The following is a 17947-nucleotide window of genomic DNA, read 5'->3' on the forward strand; positions in this document are numbered from 1 at the left end:
ATTCAGGAGTGGCCAAAATGACAGAGAAGTTTTTAGGAAGTATTGAAGCAGGCGGCACAAAATTTGTATGCGGTATAGCGGCATAGGGAATGACCAACTTAATATTATTGAAGAGTCAGCTTTCCGACGACAACACCTGAGGAAACGATGGATTTGGTGATTGGTTTTTTTAAGAAATACCCCTTAAAAGCAATTGGGATCGGATCTTTTGGACCAATCGATATTCATAAAGATTCAGCAACTTATGGTCAGATCTCGTCTACTCCGAAACTAGCTTGGCAGGATTATGCTATTGTTGGTGCCATGAAAAAAGAATTTAATAGACCGATTGCTTTTACAACGGATGTCAATACAGCAGCGTATGGAGAATATGTGGCAGGGGCTGGTAAGGGATTATCTAGTTGTGTCTATTATACAATTGGGACTGGTGTAGGTGCTGGTGCCATTCAAACTGGTTCTTTTATCGAAGGGTTTAGTCATCCTGAAATGGGACATATGATCGTAAAACGCCATCCGGATGATTCATTTGAAGGAAGCTGTCTATTTCATCGTGATTGTTTAGAAGGGATGGCAGCAGGTCCTGCAATCGAAAAACGGGCCGGGAAAAAAGGACAAGAAGTAGCTGAAGATGATCCGATTTGGACTATTGAGGCTTTTTATGTTGCTCAGGCAGCTTATAACACAACCTTGACGCTTGCGCCAGATGTGATAATTTTTGGTGGCGGTGTGATGAAACAGCGCCATATGTTTCCAAAGATCCACCATGAATTTGAGAAATTGGTCAATGGATATGTAAAAACACCACCGTTGGAACAATATATCGTAACACCAGCATTAGAAGAGGATCCGGGAACGATTGGATGTTTAGCATTAGCTAAAAATGAACTACAGAAATTATACTAAAATAGTAGCAAAACATAAGTAAGCAGCTATGGCGAACAATCACATAGCTGCTTACTTTTTTATTTTTTAGCTGTAGTGACAGATTAAAGCATTAACCGCTTATCGTGCATTAACTGAATCTGTATACCAAAAGGATCTTCAACAATACCGTAGGCCCCACTAAAGACATTTTGGCTTAAGGGAGTGATGATTTTTACACGGTCATCTGAGACTAGGCTAGAATAAAATGTTTGTATTTCAGCTAAATCAGCGCTTTGAAGACATAAAGAAAAATTATTGCCAAGCTTAAATGTTTCTGTAGGATTCATTGAATCCTCTGCGATCATAATCTTGGTTTTACCAACTTGTAAAACAGAATGAGAGAGAAAGTGTTTCGTTTCTTCTGTTACATGAAAGCTAGGGTCTTTTTTAGCCATCTGTTCATAGGTTACGACGAATAATTCCTTAGCATCTAAATGCTTTTTATAAAAAGCTAAAGCTTCTCCAGCACGTCCATTCATTGATAAAAATACAGCAATTTCTAAAGTCATCTAAATTCCTCATTTCTTTTATTTTCTTGACACGTTTAGTATACTGTTTAAAAGTATCATAACATGACACTTATAGGAGGAGTTATGAAAAAAGCAGAACGAATCAACGATATGATCCTTTTTCTAGCGGATAAAAATAGTTTCAATTTAAAAGAATTAATGAATAGATATACTATTTCAAAAAGTACTGCATTACGAGATGTACAGTCTCTTGAAGAAATCGGATTGCCCATTTATTCAGAGCTTGGTAGATACGGTAAATATCAACTATTGGATACTCGGATCATTGCGCCGGGTCTATTTACAGAAGGAGAAATTTACGCCTTATATTTCGCTTTATTAACACTAAAAAGTTATCGATCTACACCTTTTAAGATGGAAATCAGTACACTTGAGTTAAAATATAATCAGGTTCTTCCAGCCAAGCTGCAGCAAGAACTTTTAGTAATGAATAAAATCATCTCTCTTGAACAAATCAATCATAGTAACACTAGTTTATTTTTAAAAGACATCGTTCAAGGCATCCTTCGCGAAACGGTTTTTACGATATGCTACATGAAAAATCAAAAACAACAGTCGATGACAGTTCAATTTGTCCAGCTTTCTTCTAAATTTGGCCAATGGTACGCTAAAATCTGGAACTTGGAAACCCGAAAAATTCGAGTGATTCGCTGTGATAAAATCCAAGAGCTAACTGAAACGGATATTTTTGAACCAAGGTTGCTAGAAGAACTATTAAAAGAAACCACAACTTTTTATCAAAAAGATTCATTCATTTCATTTTCAATTGAAGTTGATGAAAAAGGTAAGGATATATTTTCAAAGGAACATTATCCCTCCATGACAATCGAATCCTACCATGAAAATTATCTTATTAAGGGTCAGTACCATGCAGATGAGGAAGACTTTATCACGGACTATTTGCTTCAGTTTGGTCAATCAGTTCTACAGATTGAACCGCTCCACTTACAAAAGAAGATTTCAAAAAGAGCTATTGCTATCGCTGATTATTGGCAACAACTGTAAAGTTGTCTGAAGAGGACAAATAGAAGCAAACATGTTAAGATAATCTCTATACTTACTAAAAGTAAGCTCTATAGATAATAAAAGGATAATTCTAAAGATAAATTGGAAGGATGAGGTTGAATATGCAATACATATTTGAAGAAGGTCAAGCGCAAGGGAAAAAGTTATTATTGCTTCATGGAACTGGCAGCGATGAAACGTCATTATTAGAGATTGCTCATTACTTGGATGAAGGGGCAACTGTACTGTCTTTTCGCGGAACAATCCAAGAAGCTGGAATGAATCGTTTTTTTAAACGGAATGGTTTAAATCAATTTGACTTAGTTAGTTTGGAAGCAGAAAGTGATCGACTGATCCAAGTGATTCTATCTGTTAGTGAAGAAAAAAAGATACCATTGGAAGAGTGGACCATTGTTGGCTATTCAAATGGCGCCAATATTGCAGCTCACATACTTTTGGAGCGTCATTTTGCGATTAAGCAAGCCATTTTGTTTCACCCGATGTCTTTAGGTGTAGACACACAACAATTCTCACTCTCTGATAAAAAATTATGGCTATCAATCAGTGAAAACGATCCAATCATTTCTGCAGAAGCGTTTGATCAGTTAATTCAACAATTGGAAAAACGTCAGGCAAACCTCACGATTACGTCAACAAGTGCAGGACATCAACTAACGATGGATGAAATCAATCAGGCTAAAAAATGGTTGAGTGAACACTAAATAGTGGGTTACTAAGAGCAAAGCGAATCTTTTGTAGCAAGTTAAAAATGATGTTATGCTAGTGATGTAGTATAAATTAACTAGGAGGGATTTTCACATGGCAGATTTAAATGGACGCGTAAATGATGCAAAAGACAAAGTTGAAGGAACAGCTAAAGAAGTTCAAGGTAAAGTAACAGATGATAAAGGCAAAGAGCTTGAAGGCAAAGCGCAATCAGCTTTTGGCGATGTAAAAGACAAAGCTCGTGATGCTGGTGATGATATCAAAGAAGGCACTGAAAAACTAGGCGACAAAATCAAAGAAGGCTTTGAAGATATCAAAGAAAAATTCCATAAACATGATGATAAATAAAAAATAAACATGAGGCGGGAGCAGAAGGAAAACCTTCTGCTCCCGCCGTGTATTCGTATTTAGTGTGTGAACCAAAAGTGAAAATCACTTTTGGTTCACACACTTTTTTAGTTTTTCAATAGTTGTTTCAAAACGGGCATATCATAAACCTCATATTTTTCTTTAAACGCATTGATTTCATTCTCACTAAATTTTTCAGGATCTAACACCAATTCTTCGACAGGTAAAGGACGAGTATTTCTAATTTTTACATCGATCACAACTGGGCGCAGGCTTTTTTTAGCAGCCTCAAAAGCAGGTTCCAATTGGCTGTATTCAGTAATCGTAAAGCCCTGAGCCCCAAGTGCTTCAGCAACTTTGCCAAAATCGGCTCCTCCTAAATAGACTCCGACTAAAGTATACTCTTTCTAGATTTTTGCACCAAATGAAAGCATTTTTCACTTTAGGCGTGGTCATAAAATCATTGGTGTGATAAAGTTAAGGAAAGAAAAGTGTTTGAGGAAGATGGGGTGTTGATCATAACGAATTGGCTGTTATCTTTAGAAGCTTGGCAGCAGGCATTAGTGGGGACAGGTTTTACTTATTTTATGACAGCTTTGGGCGCTGGATTAGTTTTTTTCTTTAAAGAGATCAAAAAAGATATTCTGAATATGATGTTAGGCTTCGCGGCTGGTGTGATGATTGCGGCTAGTTTTTGGTCACTGTTAGATCCTGCAATCAAACAAGCAGAAGAAAATGGTAGTATTGCGTGGCTAGTTGTCAGCTTCGGGTTTGGCTTAGGTGGTTTATTTTTATACATTGCAGATAAAACGTTACCTCATATGCATTTTGGTCCGAACCATGAGAAAGAAGGTCTGCCTAGTCATTTAAAACGGACGATTTTATTAGTATTCTCTATTACATTGCATAATATCCCTGAAGGGTTAGCCGTTGGGGTGGCTTTTGGTGCTGCAAATTCAGCTGATGACCCCAAAAAAGCGGTACTTGCGGCCATTTCTGTGGCGTTGGGGATCGGTATTCAAAATTTTCCAGAAGGTGCCGCTGTTTCTATTCCATTAAGACAAGAAAATTTAAGTCGGAAAAAAGCCTTTCTTTATGGACAGGCATCAGGTATTGTTGAGCCGATTGCAGGAATTATCGGGGCGGTTTTAGTGACCAAAGTGACATTGCTGTTGCCGTATGCTTTGGCATTTGCCGCCGGTGCGATGATTTACGTAGTGGTGGAGGAATTGATCCCAGAAGCGCAACAAACCGTTACAAGTAAACGGCATTTCGCTGTTTTTGGTGTGATGCTGGGCTTTATTATTATGATGATTTTAGATGTGGCCTTGGGCTAAAAAACATCCAACCTTAATGAATGAGGTTGGATGTTTTTTTATTTGGTTTATAAGATTCGTTCAAACGGATCTAAGCTAATCCCTTTTTCTAAAACAATTTTCGCATATTCTTGTGCAGAAAATAAAGAGTGGTCTTTATAATTTCCGCATTCTTTAGCAGAAACTGCAGGAACAAAATCAGTTTCAGCAATAAAATTCAAGACTGTTACTAAAGCATCGCGGATTTCTTTTGGCGAATGCTCATTCCACATAATCATATAAAAACCAGTACGACAACCCATTGGTGAGATATCGATGATGCCCTCTAAGTGATCGCGTAAGTTCACTGCTAACAAATGTTCTAATGTATGAACCGCAGCTGTTGGTAATTCATCTTCATTTGGTTGTAAGAAACGTAGATCGTATTTTTCGATCAACGCTTCACCATTTTTTTCAGTACCCGCTAAACGAACATAAGGCGCTTTAACGGTGTTGTGATCTAATTCAAAACTTTCAACACGTGCCATAAGTATTCACTCCTTCAAATTAAGTAAATGTCGCTTTTAACTATAACAAAATACCTTGGAATGTCAATAGATTCAGGTAGCATGATCGATGTTTTAAGCATTTTGCTTGGCAAAGATCTTTCCTAATTTTTTTAATAACTCAGGTGCATCCTCTTGGTCCATCACTACTTCGATCCATTGCATTCTTTCTGTATCGTTTCGAGCGGTCTTCATAACTTCATCAAGTTCAAGTTCAGTGAAAACTTTGTACGTTGCAACAGTTTGTTCGGTTCCGCCAAAGACGAAAGGTAGTTTTTGATAATCCCACATTGGAATATCATTGTATTGTTCTGTGGCACCATGGATTTCCCGTTCAACAGTATAGCCGTTGTTATTGATTACAAAGACAATCGGTGCAAGTTTCTCTCTGATAGCAGTTCCTAGTTCTTGAACGGTTAATTGCAATGAACCGTCGCCGATAAATAATAGATGGCGACTGGCTTTATTTGCAAGTTGACTCCCTAAAGCAGAGGGGAAGGTATAGCCAATCGAGCCCCATAAAGGTTGACCAATAAAATTTACGGCTTTTTTTAGCGGCACATTTGTTAAACCAAAGAAAGAAGTTCCCTGTTCGCCAATGATCGTATCACCAGAAATCAAAAACTCTTCCACCATTTTCCAGAACTGTTTTTGTGTTAAGTTTTCGTCGGTTATGACTAGGTTTTCGGTTCGTTTTACTGGAATTATTTCTCCTGTAAATCTGGAGAAAGAGAGTGTGGCTAAAGCAGAAACAAAACGGTCTAGCTGAACTTTTTCTTGTTGCTCTCCGTAAAATAAGACTTCGGTACTACCAATTGAGATAACTTGTTGATCGGTAAAGCCAAAACTAAAGCCTGAAGTTGCGGAATCAGTCAATTTTACGCCTAAAAGTAACACTAAATCAGCCGTATCAACACGGCTCTTAAGGGGCTCATCTGTTGTTGAACCAGTGTATGTGCCTAAATAATGGGCATCATCCTCATTAAAAGCACTTTTTCCCAGTGGTAGCGTCGTAATCGGTAAGTTAAATTTTTGAATAAAGGCATCTAATTGCTGTTCTATATGGTAGCTTAAAATCTCATGCCCTGCGATGACAACCGGACATTGAGCTTGTTGTAAGGCCTGTTCCACTTTGGTTAAAATGGCAGCTTCAACAGCTGTTAATTGTTCTGCTTGCGAGTTTAACTTACTTTGAGGTTTGCTGACTGTGATTGTCGCAATATCGATCGGTAAATTAATATAAACTGGCCGTTTTTCAGTTATCGCAATCAGTAAAACGCGATCGATCTCAGTTAAGGCATTGTTTGCCGTTAAATGAGCGATGCCTGCGGTTACTTCTTCATGCATTTTTTCAAAACGGAGAAAATCACCATCACCTAAAGTATGATGAACAAGTTTTTTACTTGCTTGAACAGCTGTTGTAGGTGAGCCGACAATTTCGATAACAGGCACATTTTCAGCAAAACTCCCCGCCAAACCATTGACAGCACTTAATTCTCCAACACCAAAAGTTGTCACAAATGCAGAAATCCCTTTAGTGCGGGCGTAGCCATCAGCCATATATGCGGCATTTAATTCATTCGCATTTCCGATCCATTCAAGATCTTCTCTGGCAGTGACATGGTCTAAAAATTGTAAGTTATAATCGCCAGGAACACCGAATATTTCATCTATCCCTAATTCTTTTAAACGATCTAATAAATAATCCGCTACAGTGTACATCTGATCATCCTCTTCATAAAAATTACTTGCTAAGACAGTATAAATCTCTAAAAAAAATTAGTCGACTAAGTTGCACAGATCCTAAGAAAGGCATTAAAGAACAATTTGAAATGTATTACCGAACATTTCCTGAAAATAAAGCAAAATCCTTTTACTTCCTATGTAGTAAACGCCAATATTATGGTAAAATAGAAAAAGCAACTTTCTTCAGGAATTTGAGAGGAGATTAATAAGTATGAAAAAAAAGTATAATGTTGCCGTGGTAGGCGCAACTGGTGCAGTAGGCACTAAAATGATCGAAATGTTGGAAGAAACCTCATTACCATTGAATCAGGTGAAACTTTTGGCTTCAAAACGTTCTGCGGGAAAAGAAGTAACGTTTAAGGGCGAGACCCTTGTAATCGAAGAGTTAGTACCTGACTCATTTGCAGGTGTGGATCTTGCTTTATTTAGTGCAGGTGGCAGTATTTCAAAACAATATGCGCCAGAAGCGGTTAAACGGGGAGCCGTTGTTGTCGATAATACAAGTCATTACAGAATGGACCCGGAAGTTCCTTTAGTGGTACCAGAAGTCAATCCACATGCGCTAAAGCGTCACAAAGGAATTATCGCTAACCCAAATTGCTCGACGATCCAGATGATGGTGGCGCTTGAACCAATTCGTCAAGCCTATGGATTAGACCGTTTGATTGTTTCGACTTATCAAGCAGTTAGTGGAGCAGGTATCCATGCAATGGAAGAGCTAAAATCACAAGCGCTAGCCTATATCGATGGTACACCAGCTGAACAATTAACGGCTGAGATATTACCTAGCGGTGGTGACAAGAAGCATTATCCAATCGCATTCAATGCCTTACCTCAGATAGATGTCTTTGCAGAGGCTGATTACACGTATGAAGAGTGGAAAATGATCAATGAAACGAAAAAAATCATGGAAGACGATAGTATTAAGGTCGTTGCGACTTGTGTACGGATTCCTGTTTTATCAGGTCATTCTGAATCAATCTATATTGAAGTCAAAGAAGCTGGCTCTGATGTGAGCAAAATCAAAGAATTGATTGCCAATGCGCCAGGAGCTGTTTTACAAGATGATCCAAGTCAACAGCTCTATCCGCAAGCCTTAACAAGTATCGATCGGAAAGAAACCTTTGTAGGCCGAATTCGTCAAGATATTGATATCGATAAAGGCTATCATATGTGGGTCGTTTCAGATAACTTGTTAAAAGGTGCGGCTTGGAATTCAGTTCAAATTGCTGAGACTTTGCATGAGATGGATTTGGTGAGAGTATAACGGAACATTGTTACCATGTATTATCTAGCTTCGTGGGCTAGTCTCTCGGAAAAAAGATAAATGATGAATGAGGCAAAAAGCGTCACAAACATATTTTCCTGTCAAGGCTGAGCGAGCTCTTTCAGCTTTTAATGTCATCTAGCTGCACAAATCAATCCTTAGGAAAATAGATAAATTGTCAGTGAAACAAAGAACGTTTCAATGCCATTTTCCTAATTTTCTACAGGATCAAGCGATTTGTTCCGCTTTTAAATTAGGAGGTAAGTAAGTATGAATTTAGAAAATGCAACGATAATTACAGCAATGGTCACCCCTTTTGATGAAAGCGGCGCAATCGATTTTGCAAAGCTGCCTCAATTAGTAGACCATTTGCTTGATCATCATACAGAAGGAATTATTTTAGCTGGCACGACCGGAGAGTCACCAACGTTAACGCATGATGAAGAGATTGAGTTATTCAATGAAGTGATTCGTTTGGTTGATGGACGAGTGCCGATCATCTGTGGTGTGGGAACCAATGATACTCGAGATTCTGTTGAATTTGTGCAGGAAATCTCTGCAATTAGAGGAATCGATGCTGGCTTGGCGGTTGTTCCTTATTATAATAAACCGAATCAAGAAGGTTTGTATCAACATTTTAAAGCGATCGCTGAAGCAAGTGATTTGCCGATCATATTGTATAACGTTCCGGGAAGAACGGTGGCAAGTCTTGATGTAGCGACAACTTTACGCTTAGCTGAATTGGATAATATCATTGCAATCAAAGAATGTTTTGGTTTAGATGCGTTAACTGAGTTGGTAGAAAAGGCGCCAAAAGACTTTTTAGTGTATACTGGAGAAGACTCCTTAGCTTTTTCAATAAAAGCAATAGGCGGACAAGGGGTAATTTCAGTAGCTAGCCATGTGTTCGGCACTGAAATGTACGATATGTTCCAAGCGCTAGATCACGGAGAAATCAAACAAGCTGCAAGCATTCAGCGTCAGTTACTACCTAAAATGAATGCCTTGTTCTCAGTACCGTCTCCAGCTCCTGTAAAAGCAGTGTTGAACCAAATGGGGATTTCCGTTGGTGATTTACGTTTACCTCTTGTACCATGTACTTCTGAAGAAAAGGCGAAAATTTTAAGCATACTGGATCTTTGATTCAGTATGAGAATATAGAGAGGTGAAATGAGTGAGTACAATAAAAATCGTTCCCTTAGGCGGCGTTCGTGAAAATGGTAAAAATATGTACATCGCAGAAGTGGAAGATGAAATTTTTGTACTGGATTGTGGATTAAAATATCCAGAAAATGAGCTATTAGGGATTGATGTGGTAATTCCCGATTTTACGTATTTGGTGGAAAATATTGACCGTGTTGCAGGGATTTTCTTAACACATGGTCATGCCGACGCAATCGGAGCATTACCGTATCTTTTATCGAAAGTTCATGTACCAGTATTTGGTACGGCATTAACGATCGAGTTAGCAAAATTAAACGTAGGAGATCATGCAGATTCAAAAGATTTTAATGATTTCCACGTAGTCGATGCTCATACAGAAATCGACTTTGAACATGCTACGATCAGTTTTTTCCGCACAACACACACGATTCCGGATTCAATCGGAATCAATTTAAAGACCAAAGAAGGCAATATTGTTTATACAGGGGATTTCAAGTTTGATCAAAGTGCGATCCCGATGTATGAAACGGATTTTGGTCGCCTGGCAGAAATTGGCAGAGAAGGGGTTTTAGCATTACTAAGTGACTCATCTAATGCTGAAAATGCGGCTCAAGTTGTTTCTGAATTACAGATTGCAGACGAAGTCTTCGATACGATTCGTTACTGGGAAGGTCGTATCATTGTAGCTTGTGTAGCAAGCAATCTTCAACGTGTGCAACAAGTTTTAGATGCAGCACATCGTTCTAATCGTAAAATTGTTTTAACAGGTCAAGACTTCCAGCGTATTATTAATACAGCAATCAAATTGGATAAACTAAAATTACCAAGTGAAGAGTTGATTATTAATGTAAAAGATATGAAAAAATATCAAGCAGATCAGCTAGTGATTTTAGAAACTGGAACAATGGGCGAACCAATCAAGTCACTACAAAAAATGGCAAATGGAACACATCGCGTGATCAAAATCAAAGAAGGCGATTTGGTGTACATTACAACAACGCCGACCACTGCGATGGAAACAGCTGTTGCTAAGACAGAAGATATCGTTTACCGTGCAGGTGGTGTAGTGAAACAGATTTCTGATAATATGCGTGTTTCAGGTCATGCAAGTCCCAATGACTTACAGCTGATGTTGAATTTGATGAAACCTAAATATTTTGTTCCAATTCAAGGTGAGTATCGTCAATTAGCTGCTCATGCCGATTTAGCCCATGAGCTAGGTATCCCATACAAAAACATTTTTATTACTGGACGAGGAGATATTCTTGAATACAGTAAACAAAAAATGAATGTTGCTGGGAGTACAACGGCTGATAATATCATGATTGATGGTATTGGTGTGGGGGATATAGGAAATATTGTCCTTCGTGATCGTAGAATCTTATCTGAAGATGGTATTTTTGTAGCAGTTGTTACGATCAATCGTCGTGAAAAACGCATTGTTTCACCTGCTAAAATCACTTCAAGAGGCTTTGTTTATGTTAAAACAAGCAAGGACTTGATGAAAGAAAGCAGCAGTATTGTAACGGAAATCGTTGAAAAACATCTTGAAAGTAGCGATTTTGAATGGAGCAAATTAAAACAAGATATCCGCGAGCAATTGAGCCGTTACTTGTTTGAACAAACAAAACGGCGTCCTGTGATCCTTCCAGTGATTATGGAAGCAACACAACGCAAAGGACGTAAAGCAGCAAATTAGTCAATCAATCACTCAGTTAGCTATTATGACTGAGTGATTTATTTGTTTAATCATGAAAATGACTATTTTTTTACAGAAACTGATTTTTTAGTTAAAATGAAGTGATGAAGTTATCTAGCTTAGCAGGCTAACTCTTCGGGAAAAAGATAAAAATAGTTTGTGGTAAAAAGCACCACAATCGATTTTTTCTATTTTCCTGTCAGAGTTGAACGAGCCTGCTATGCTTTTAATGTTATCTAGCTTCAAGAGCTAGCACTACGCTCTGCTTCGATCTCATCAATTCCTAAGCGCTAAAGCGCTAAGGATTGAAGGTCTCGGGAAAAAGATAAAAACTAAATGAGGCAAAAAGCACCTCAGTTATTTTTCCTATTTTCCTGTCAAGGCTAAACGAGCTCTTTCAGCTTTTGCTTTGAAACACAGTGAAAGAAAAGAACTGATGTTGAAACGTACAAGGTGAAGCGAATCGGAACGTTGCTACCATTGTAAAATAAGGAGGGAAGTTCATGGAGAAGAAACAAGAAACACGTTGGATCAAATTTCTTGGTGGTAAAAATTTATTATTCACGTTAGTTGCCTTGTTATTACTTGGTGCAGTGATTTTTATTTTTCATCAAGTTGGTTTTATTTTCGGACCGATCGGTGTGATATTTAAAACGATTATTGGTCCAACAATTTTAGCATTGATTTTATATTATTTATTTAATCCAGTGGTCAATTGGCTGGAAAAACATAAAGTAAAACGTGTTTATGGCGTTTCGGCTATCTTTGTTGTATTGATCACGTTGATCGTTGTGGGAATCATTCTGGTTGTTCCGATTTTGCAAAAACAAGTTGATGGATTAGTAGAAAGTTTTCCGCAGTATATGAACGATCTAAACAAGATGGTCACAGATTTTTTCCATAACTCTGCATTAGAAAAACCGTTAGCCAATGCGTTAGATGGTATTCAAAAATGGTTCGATAATGTCTCAGATGGAATTGGTAGTTACTTTAGTAAGGCAGTGGAAGGTGCATCTACCGTATTTTCTACGTTAACAGGTTTTGCTTTAGTGATGGTGACCGCACCGATCATTACTTTTTTCTTGTTAAAAGATGATCAAAAATTTTTCAGCTTTGTTCTGAAGATTCTACCGCCTCGTTTTAGAAATGATGCCAAAGAAATCGGCGCAACCATGAGCAGTCAGGTTGGAGCCTATTTAAAAGGTCAGATTCTCGTTTCAATTTCGATTGGTATTTTAACGTTTATCGGTTTCTGGCTGATCAAGGTTCCATATTCTGGGACATTGTCGATCATTGTTGGTGTGACAGCTGTGATTCCCTACATTGGACCAGTAATTGCCTTTATTCCAGCGGCAATCGTTGCTTTGATGGTTTCTTTTGGGATGTTTATCAAAATGACGGTCGTCTGGATGATTGTTCAAATGTTGAACGGTCATTTGATATCACCTCAAGTGATGGGGAAAAAACTAGTTGTTCATCCATTAACGATCGTGATCGTATTATTAGTAATGGGAGATTTATTAGGGATGTTCGGCCTTATTTTTGGTATTCCAATTTATGCGATCGCTAAAGTGTTGGTTACTTATATATTTCGTAAATTCAAGCAACGCTATAATCAATTTTATGGCGATAGCGGTGAATATGAAGATACTGAATTTTCAAAAGAAGAATATCTTGATGAATAGTTAAAAGAGTACAAGTGAGTGGAGATCATTCAGCCAGTATATGCTTGAAAAGGAATCCACATGCTTGTTCTCTTTTTTTCTAAAAAATCGTATCTTTTGTAATACTTTTTTTTAGGCGTTACAATTTAATCAACAGGAAAATAACATGTACATAAGGAGGGAAGTATATGAAACGATTACTGAAACTTATTTTTATGCTGGTCATCGCGCTATTGTTTATTGGAACATTAGGGGTACTCAGTCAGCTGATCGATATTCCTTGGTTGACCGATCAAGTAGACTCACTTTTATACAGCTATCCTGGGGGAAGATCTCTTTTTGAAGGTATTTTACTCATTTTAGGGGGACTTTTGCTTCTTAGTCTGATCATTGTTCTTTCCGTATCAGGACGAAGAAAGCATTTAGTAGTGAAATCTGGTAAAGATCGAATCGACATCCCGAAAAGTACAGTAATCCAAATCGTAGAAGATACCTATAGTACGATTATTCACCCAGATAAAACGAAGTTGACTGTTAAAATCAAAGGCAAACAAAAAGTTGCTGTCAACGTCAGAGTCGATGTTAGAAGCAAAGAACGCTCTCGTCCGTTGGCAGAAGAAATCAAGGAACAATTACAACAATCATTGTCAGTTGCACTGGAATCGATTGATAGCCGAGTAACTGTTCAATTAAGAGAAAAAGATCCAATAGAAACAGGGGCATTCAGTAAAAAACAATCACGGGTGATTTAGGAGGGACAAGCCATGGATCAAGAGAAAAAAGATTATTGGATGAACGAGCTGAAACCCTATCGTTTTCGGATAATTTGGACGACGGTATTTTTCTTACTCGCATTGCTTTTGCTGTGGATCGGTTTTGGTAAGACACTTGTCTTGTTGATTTTTGCAGCAATCGGCTATATTATCGGAAAAATGCGGGATGAAGATTTAGATATTTATTCCTTGATAGACTCAGTCAGGTCTATACTCGGAATTTAAAAAATAAGGTTAAGGAGTGAACGCAAATGACAGAAGCAGGACAAAATAATTCAAGTGCTTTAAAAACAAAGTTGACATTTGATGATGTAGTCATCAAAAAAATCGTAGGTGTTGTAATATCTGATAGTGATGGTATTTTAGGCTTGAGCGGTAATCTTTTTACTGATTTTGCTGATCGTTTTAGAGACAACGAAGATGTGACGAAAGGGATCGGTGTTGAAGTTGGTACCAAACAAGTGGCTGTTGACGTATCCGTGATCTGTAAGTATGATGTAGCGATCTCAGACGTTTTTGATGTTACCGTTGGAAAAGTTAAAGAAGCGATCAAACATATGACGGGCTTAGAGCTAGTAGAATTTAACATGAATGTCGATGACGTTATGACAAAAGAGCAATATTTAGAAAAATATCGTGGTAAAGATAGCGAAGAAAATAAGGAAGACAACTAGTCGATTTTTTTAATTTGTGCATTCTAATGAGACAACAACAAAATCAATGAGGTTGGGACGGAAACTTTTGAGATGTAGTTAGTGATTTTTTTGCTCCCACTCTTTATTCGGATTTTATGTAATAGGCCATAACTCATAGAGTTATGGTCCTTATTACGTGGATTTTTTAAATAGAAACATTTTCTACATGGAGTAAAAAACGCTTGATATCGAGCCCAGCTTGTTCAGAACTACCTGAATAACCAGTCAATTTTCCGTTCTTACCGATTACTCGATGACAAGGAACGATGATCGGAATCGGATTTTTACTATTTGCCTGACCAATTGCTCGAACAGCTTTTGGCGAATCAACAGCTTGAGCAATATCTAAATAGCTACGAGTCTCACCGTAAGGGATTTGATAAAGAGCTTTCCAAACATTTCTCTGAAATTTAGTGCCACCTTGAATAGATAAAGGGACAGTAAAACACGTGCGTTGACCAGCAAAATATTCTGTCAGTTCTTTAGCAGCGTGTTCTGTAATTTGATTTGTTTGATGCTGTTTTAGTTCAGAAAAAGAGATAGTAGTTAGACCTTCATGATCGGCATCTAACCAAATAGAGCCAAAAGGGACATTAAGTTTCATTATTTTCTCCTTTATTGTGTGGTTACTTTATTATACTTCATCTGGAAGTGTGGTACTATATTTTTATATATAGAATTTGGGGGCGATAGAATGGAAGAAATCGTCATCTTTCACACGAATGATTTACATTCACACCTAGAAAATTGGCCTAAAATCAGAAGATATTTACGCACTCAAAAAGCACAATATGAGTTAGCAGGTAAAGCAGTTCTGACCGTGGATTTAGGCGATTTTGTCGATCGTTGGCATCCATTGACAGAAGCTACTGATGGTCAAGCAAATGTAGAATTGATGAATGAGATCGGTTATGATGCCGCTACAATCGGCAATAATGAAGGAGTAGGGAATTCTAAAGAGCAGCTGAATCATTTATATGATCATCGCAATTTTGATGTATTATTAGGAAACTTGTTCGATTTAAAAACCGGTCAAGCACCTGACTGGGCAAGCCCTTATAAAATTATAGAAACTAAGTGTCATACAAAGATTGGTTTGATTGCTTTAACAGCGCCATTTCCTTTAACGTATCGACCAAATGGCTGGGATATTCGATCTACGAAAGAGACCTTACCAGTATTGATCAGAGATGTTCAGCCCCAATGTGACGTACTTGTTTTAATGAGTCACTTGGGGATTGATGAAGATATTAAAATCGCCAATCAATTTCCCGAAGTCAATGTATTACTAGGTTCACATACGCATCATTTATTTAAACAAGGGGAAAAAATCAATCATACACAACTTTCTGCTGCTGGTAAATTTGGCTATTATATTGGCGAGGTTCATTTAAGCATTGAAAATGGTAGGATCATTCATAGTGAAGCCAAAGCGATCCCAACTAGTGATTTGCCGCTAGTATCAGAAGACCAACGAGAAAGTGATGACTATTTGGCGTTAGGTCATCAGTTGTTGAAAGCCAAAAAAATTGCTGAAATAAATCAACCATTGCTGGTTAATTTAAATGCTGAACAACCGTTGATGGTAACGACCTTAAAAGCGATAAAAGAAAAAGGCCAGACAGAAGCTGCAATTTTAAACAATGGCCTATTTTTATCTGATATTCCAAAAGGAATCGTGGACGCAGACCAACTTCATGAAAGTCTGCCTCATCCAATGCATTTGATTCGGGTGACTTTATCTGGGACAGAATTACTTCGAATGATCCGAGAGATGGAAAAAAATCGCAATTATCTAAGAAAGTTTCCGATTACTGGAATGGGTTTTCGAGGTAAAGTTTTTGGAGAGCTTTACTATGATGGCATAACGTATGAGGTGCAAAAGCAACAAGTGCTGTGGCAAAATCGACCAATCGAGCCGCTGGGTGAATACACCTTCACAACTGTCGATCACTTCATGTTTATTCCGTTTTTCCCAACGATCGAGCTTGCAGGTAAGGTGGAGTTTATTTTCCCAGAATTCCTCCGAACAGTTTTAGGAAACTACTTGAAGACGCACTACCCAATCCAATAAAAACAAGGTATAATAAACTCTAGGCGGTGAAAAAATGACAGAAAAAGTAAATAAACCATACAAATCAGCGAAACCAGCTAAACATAAAGAAGAACCAACAGCAACGTTAACAGAAGAGATCACAGCTGTCCTTGAAGAGATAAAAGAAGAACCTGTCAAAGAAAAGAAAAAAGGTGAAGTTGTCACACTTGTTGACGATGTTCATGTAACGATCGGCGAACGCCAATATCTTTTGGTGAAGAATCATCGTGAAGCTTTTGACGGCGAGCGCTTGGGCGAGCGTTTTAGTGATGTTCTTTCCAGATATGATTACATTGTCGGTGATTGGGGATATGACCAGCTTCGATTAAAAGGTTTTTTTAACGAGTCAAATCGGAAGGCGGCTCCTGAGCAAAGAATCGATACATTAGAAGATTATTTATATGAGTATTGTAATTTTGGTTGTGCTTATTTTGTGATTGAACGAGTAGGTGGTAAACGAGAAAAACAACAAACTCGCCGTAAGAAACCAACTAAAAAGCCAGTCCATCAAAATCAAGCACATACAGAAGAGAAACGAGTTCCAGTCAACAATAAAACCAAACCAGTGATAAAAAACCGTAAAGAAAATGAACCCCAAAAAGCAGTCATTGGTAAGCCAAAAAGTGAGGCTGCTAAAGGTCGCTCATTTACTATTCGTCAACGTGAGGAGTAATCATTTGTGGAAAAACAGTATCAAGGGTATTTAATTGATTTAGATGGTACGATTTACCTAGGAAAAGAAGTGATTCCAGCAGGTAAACGCTTTGTTGAACGGCTACAGGAATTAGCGTTACCATTTCTTTTTGTGACCAACAACACGACTAAAACACCAGAAGCGGTAGCCGAGCGATTAGCGCAAGAATTTGATATCCATGTTTCAGCTAAAACAGTCTATACTGCCAGTCTTGCAACGATCGACTATATGAAAGAGCAAGGCAAAGGTAACCGCGTTTATGTGATCGGGGAATCTGGATTAGTCGATTTGATATTATCGGCTGGTTTTGTTTGGGATGAAGAGACACCAGATTATGTGGTAGTTGGTTTGGATACCGATATTAATTATGAAAAATTTGCAACGGCGGCCTTGTGTATCAGAAACGGTGCGACGTTTATCGGTACAAATCCTGATAAAAGTATTCCAACTGAGCGTGGCTTATTACCTGGAGCCGGCTCATTTATTTCATTAGTTCAAACAGCAACACAAACAGATCCGATCATGATTGGAAAACCAAATGCAATTATTATGAAGGAAGCCTTGAAAGTGATGCAACTAGACAAAGAACAGGTGGTAATGGTTGGTGATAACTATGAAACGGATATTCAATCGGGCCTTCAAAATGGGATTGATAGTTTATTAGTTTTATCTGGCTTTACAGCAAAATCAGCAGTTCCTAGTTTACCTGAACAGCCAACCTATGTTGTCGATTCGCTAGATGAATGGATTTTTTGA

Annotated in this window: 18 protein-coding genes and 2 pseudogenes; 15 read left to right on the top strand and 5 right to left on the bottom strand. The window is 38.0% G+C overall.

Features of this window, described 5'->3' with window-relative positions; all coding sequences use genetic code 11:
* Positions 1-17 precede the first annotated feature (17 nt).
* Positions 18-903, top strand: a pseudogene (locus tag ATZ35_RS11810) (ROK family protein).
* Positions 904-986: 83 nt separating this feature from the next.
* Here ATZ35_RS11810 and ATZ35_RS11815 read toward each other — a convergent pair.
* Entirely contained in the window at positions 987-1433 is a 447-nt protein-coding gene (locus ATZ35_RS11815; RefSeq protein WP_208927410.1) for a VOC family protein, read from the bottom strand.
* A gap of 84 nt (positions 1434-1517) precedes the next feature.
* Between ATZ35_RS11815 and ATZ35_RS11820 the strand changes: the two genes are divergently transcribed.
* From ATZ35_RS11820 to ATZ35_RS11830, 3 genes are all read left to right on the top strand, one after another.
* The gene (locus ATZ35_RS11820; protein ID WP_208927411.1) at positions 1518-2459 is read left to right on the top strand and encodes a helix-turn-helix transcriptional regulator; all 942 of its coding nucleotides are present in this window, start codon (positions 1518-1520) and stop codon (positions 2457-2459) included.
* A 122-nt stretch (positions 2460-2581) separates the two neighbouring features.
* Positions 2582-3181 (top strand): alpha/beta hydrolase, encoded by a 600-nt coding sequence (locus ATZ35_RS11825; RefSeq protein ID WP_208927412.1) that lies wholly within the window; start codon positions 2582-2584, stop codon positions 3179-3181.
* Positions 3182-3278: 97 nt separating this feature from the next.
* Positions 3279-3533, top strand: a complete 255-nt coding sequence (locus ATZ35_RS11830) for a CsbD family protein (protein ID WP_208927413.1) — start codon at positions 3279-3281, stop codon at positions 3531-3533.
* A gap of 107 nt (positions 3534-3640) precedes the next feature.
* Here ATZ35_RS11830 and ATZ35_RS11835 read toward each other — a convergent pair.
* Positions 3641-3922: pseudogene (locus ATZ35_RS11835) on the bottom strand (thiamine pyrophosphate-dependent enzyme); the annotation flags it as partial.
* Positions 3923-4051: 129 nt separating this feature from the next.
* Between ATZ35_RS11835 and ATZ35_RS11840 the strand changes: the two are divergent.
* Positions 4052-4870, top strand: a complete 819-nt coding sequence (locus ATZ35_RS11840) for a ZIP family metal transporter (RefSeq protein WP_208930478.1) — start codon at positions 4052-4054, stop codon at positions 4868-4870.
* Positions 4871-4917: 47 nt separating this feature from the next.
* Here the strand turns inward: ATZ35_RS11840 and ATZ35_RS11845 are convergent, their stop codons facing one another.
* A complete protein-coding gene (locus ATZ35_RS11845; RefSeq protein ID WP_208927414.1) occupies positions 4918-5376 on the bottom strand; it encodes an S-ribosylhomocysteine lyase in 459 nt (152 codons plus the stop codon).
* A 93-nt stretch (positions 5377-5469) separates the two neighbouring features.
* Positions 5470-7116: an alpha-keto acid decarboxylase family protein gene (locus ATZ35_RS11850; protein ID WP_208927415.1), complete on the bottom strand. Its 1647-nt coding sequence runs from the start codon at positions 7114-7116 to the stop codon at positions 5470-5472.
* Between the two features lie 235 nt (positions 7117-7351).
* Here ATZ35_RS11850 and ATZ35_RS11855 point away from each other — a divergent pair, with 235 nt between their 5' ends.
* From ATZ35_RS11855 to ATZ35_RS11885, 7 genes are all read left to right on the top strand, one after another.
* Complete coding sequence (locus ATZ35_RS11855) at positions 7352-8407, top strand: aspartate-semialdehyde dehydrogenase (RefSeq protein ID WP_208927416.1); 1056 nt, start codon at positions 7352-7354, stop codon at positions 8405-8407.
* Between the two features lie 270 nt (positions 8408-8677).
* Positions 8678-9550 carry a 4-hydroxy-tetrahydrodipicolinate synthase gene (dapA, locus tag ATZ35_RS11860; protein ID WP_208927417.1) on the top strand — a complete coding sequence of 291 codons (873 nt, stop codon included), beginning with the start codon at positions 8678-8680 and terminating at the stop codon, positions 9548-9550.
* A 31-nt stretch (positions 9551-9581) separates the two neighbouring features.
* On the top strand, positions 9582-11270 hold the full coding sequence (locus tag ATZ35_RS11865) for a ribonuclease J (RefSeq protein ID WP_208927418.1): 1689 nt from the start codon (positions 9582-9584) through the stop codon (positions 11268-11270).
* A 503-nt stretch (positions 11271-11773) separates the two neighbouring features.
* Positions 11774-12955, top strand: a complete 1182-nt coding sequence (locus tag ATZ35_RS11870; protein ID WP_208927419.1) for an AI-2E family transporter — start codon at positions 11774-11776, stop codon at positions 12953-12955.
* 167 nt (positions 12956-13122) lie between these two features.
* Positions 13123-13686, top strand: coding sequence for an alkaline shock response membrane anchor protein AmaP (amaP, locus tag ATZ35_RS11875; RefSeq protein WP_208927420.1), 564 nt, complete (start codon positions 13123-13125; stop codon positions 13684-13686).
* A 12-nt stretch (positions 13687-13698) separates the two neighbouring features.
* Complete coding sequence (locus ATZ35_RS11880) at positions 13699-13932, top strand: DUF2273 domain-containing protein (RefSeq protein ID WP_208927421.1); 234 nt, start codon at positions 13699-13701, stop codon at positions 13930-13932.
* A gap of 26 nt (positions 13933-13958) precedes the next feature.
* Positions 13959-14381: an Asp23/Gls24 family envelope stress response protein gene (locus ATZ35_RS11885; protein ID WP_208927422.1), complete on the top strand. Its 423-nt coding sequence runs from the start codon at positions 13959-13961 to the stop codon at positions 14379-14381.
* Positions 14382-14547: 166 nt separating this feature from the next.
* Here ATZ35_RS11885 and ATZ35_RS11890 read toward each other — a convergent pair whose 3' ends face one another.
* Complete coding sequence (locus ATZ35_RS11890; protein ID WP_208927423.1) at positions 14548-15006, bottom strand: methylated-DNA--[protein]-cysteine S-methyltransferase; 459 nt, start codon at positions 15004-15006, stop codon at positions 14548-14550.
* 90 nt (positions 15007-15096) lie between these two features.
* On the opposite strand from ATZ35_RS11890, the gene ATZ35_RS11895 reads away from it, so the two are divergent.
* The 3 genes from ATZ35_RS11895 to ATZ35_RS11905 are packed head-to-tail and all read left to right on the top strand — an operon-like array spanning position 15097 to position 17947.
* Positions 15097-16476, top strand: coding sequence for a bifunctional metallophosphatase/5'-nucleotidase (locus tag ATZ35_RS11895; RefSeq protein WP_208927424.1), 1380 nt, complete (start codon positions 15097-15099; stop codon positions 16474-16476).
* 34 nt (positions 16477-16510) lie between these two features.
* Complete coding sequence (locus ATZ35_RS11900; protein WP_208927425.1) at positions 16511-17170, top strand: YutD family protein; 660 nt, start codon at positions 16511-16513, stop codon at positions 17168-17170.
* 6 nt (positions 17171-17176) lie between these two features.
* On the top strand, positions 17177-17947 hold the full coding sequence (locus ATZ35_RS11905) for a TIGR01457 family HAD-type hydrolase (RefSeq protein WP_208927426.1): 771 nt from the start codon (positions 17177-17179) through the stop codon (positions 17945-17947).

The sequence above is a fragment of the Enterococcus rotai genome (genome assembly GCF_001465345.1).
GTDB classification, from domain to species: Bacteria; Bacillota; Bacilli; order Lactobacillales; family Enterococcaceae; genus Enterococcus_L; species Enterococcus_L rotai.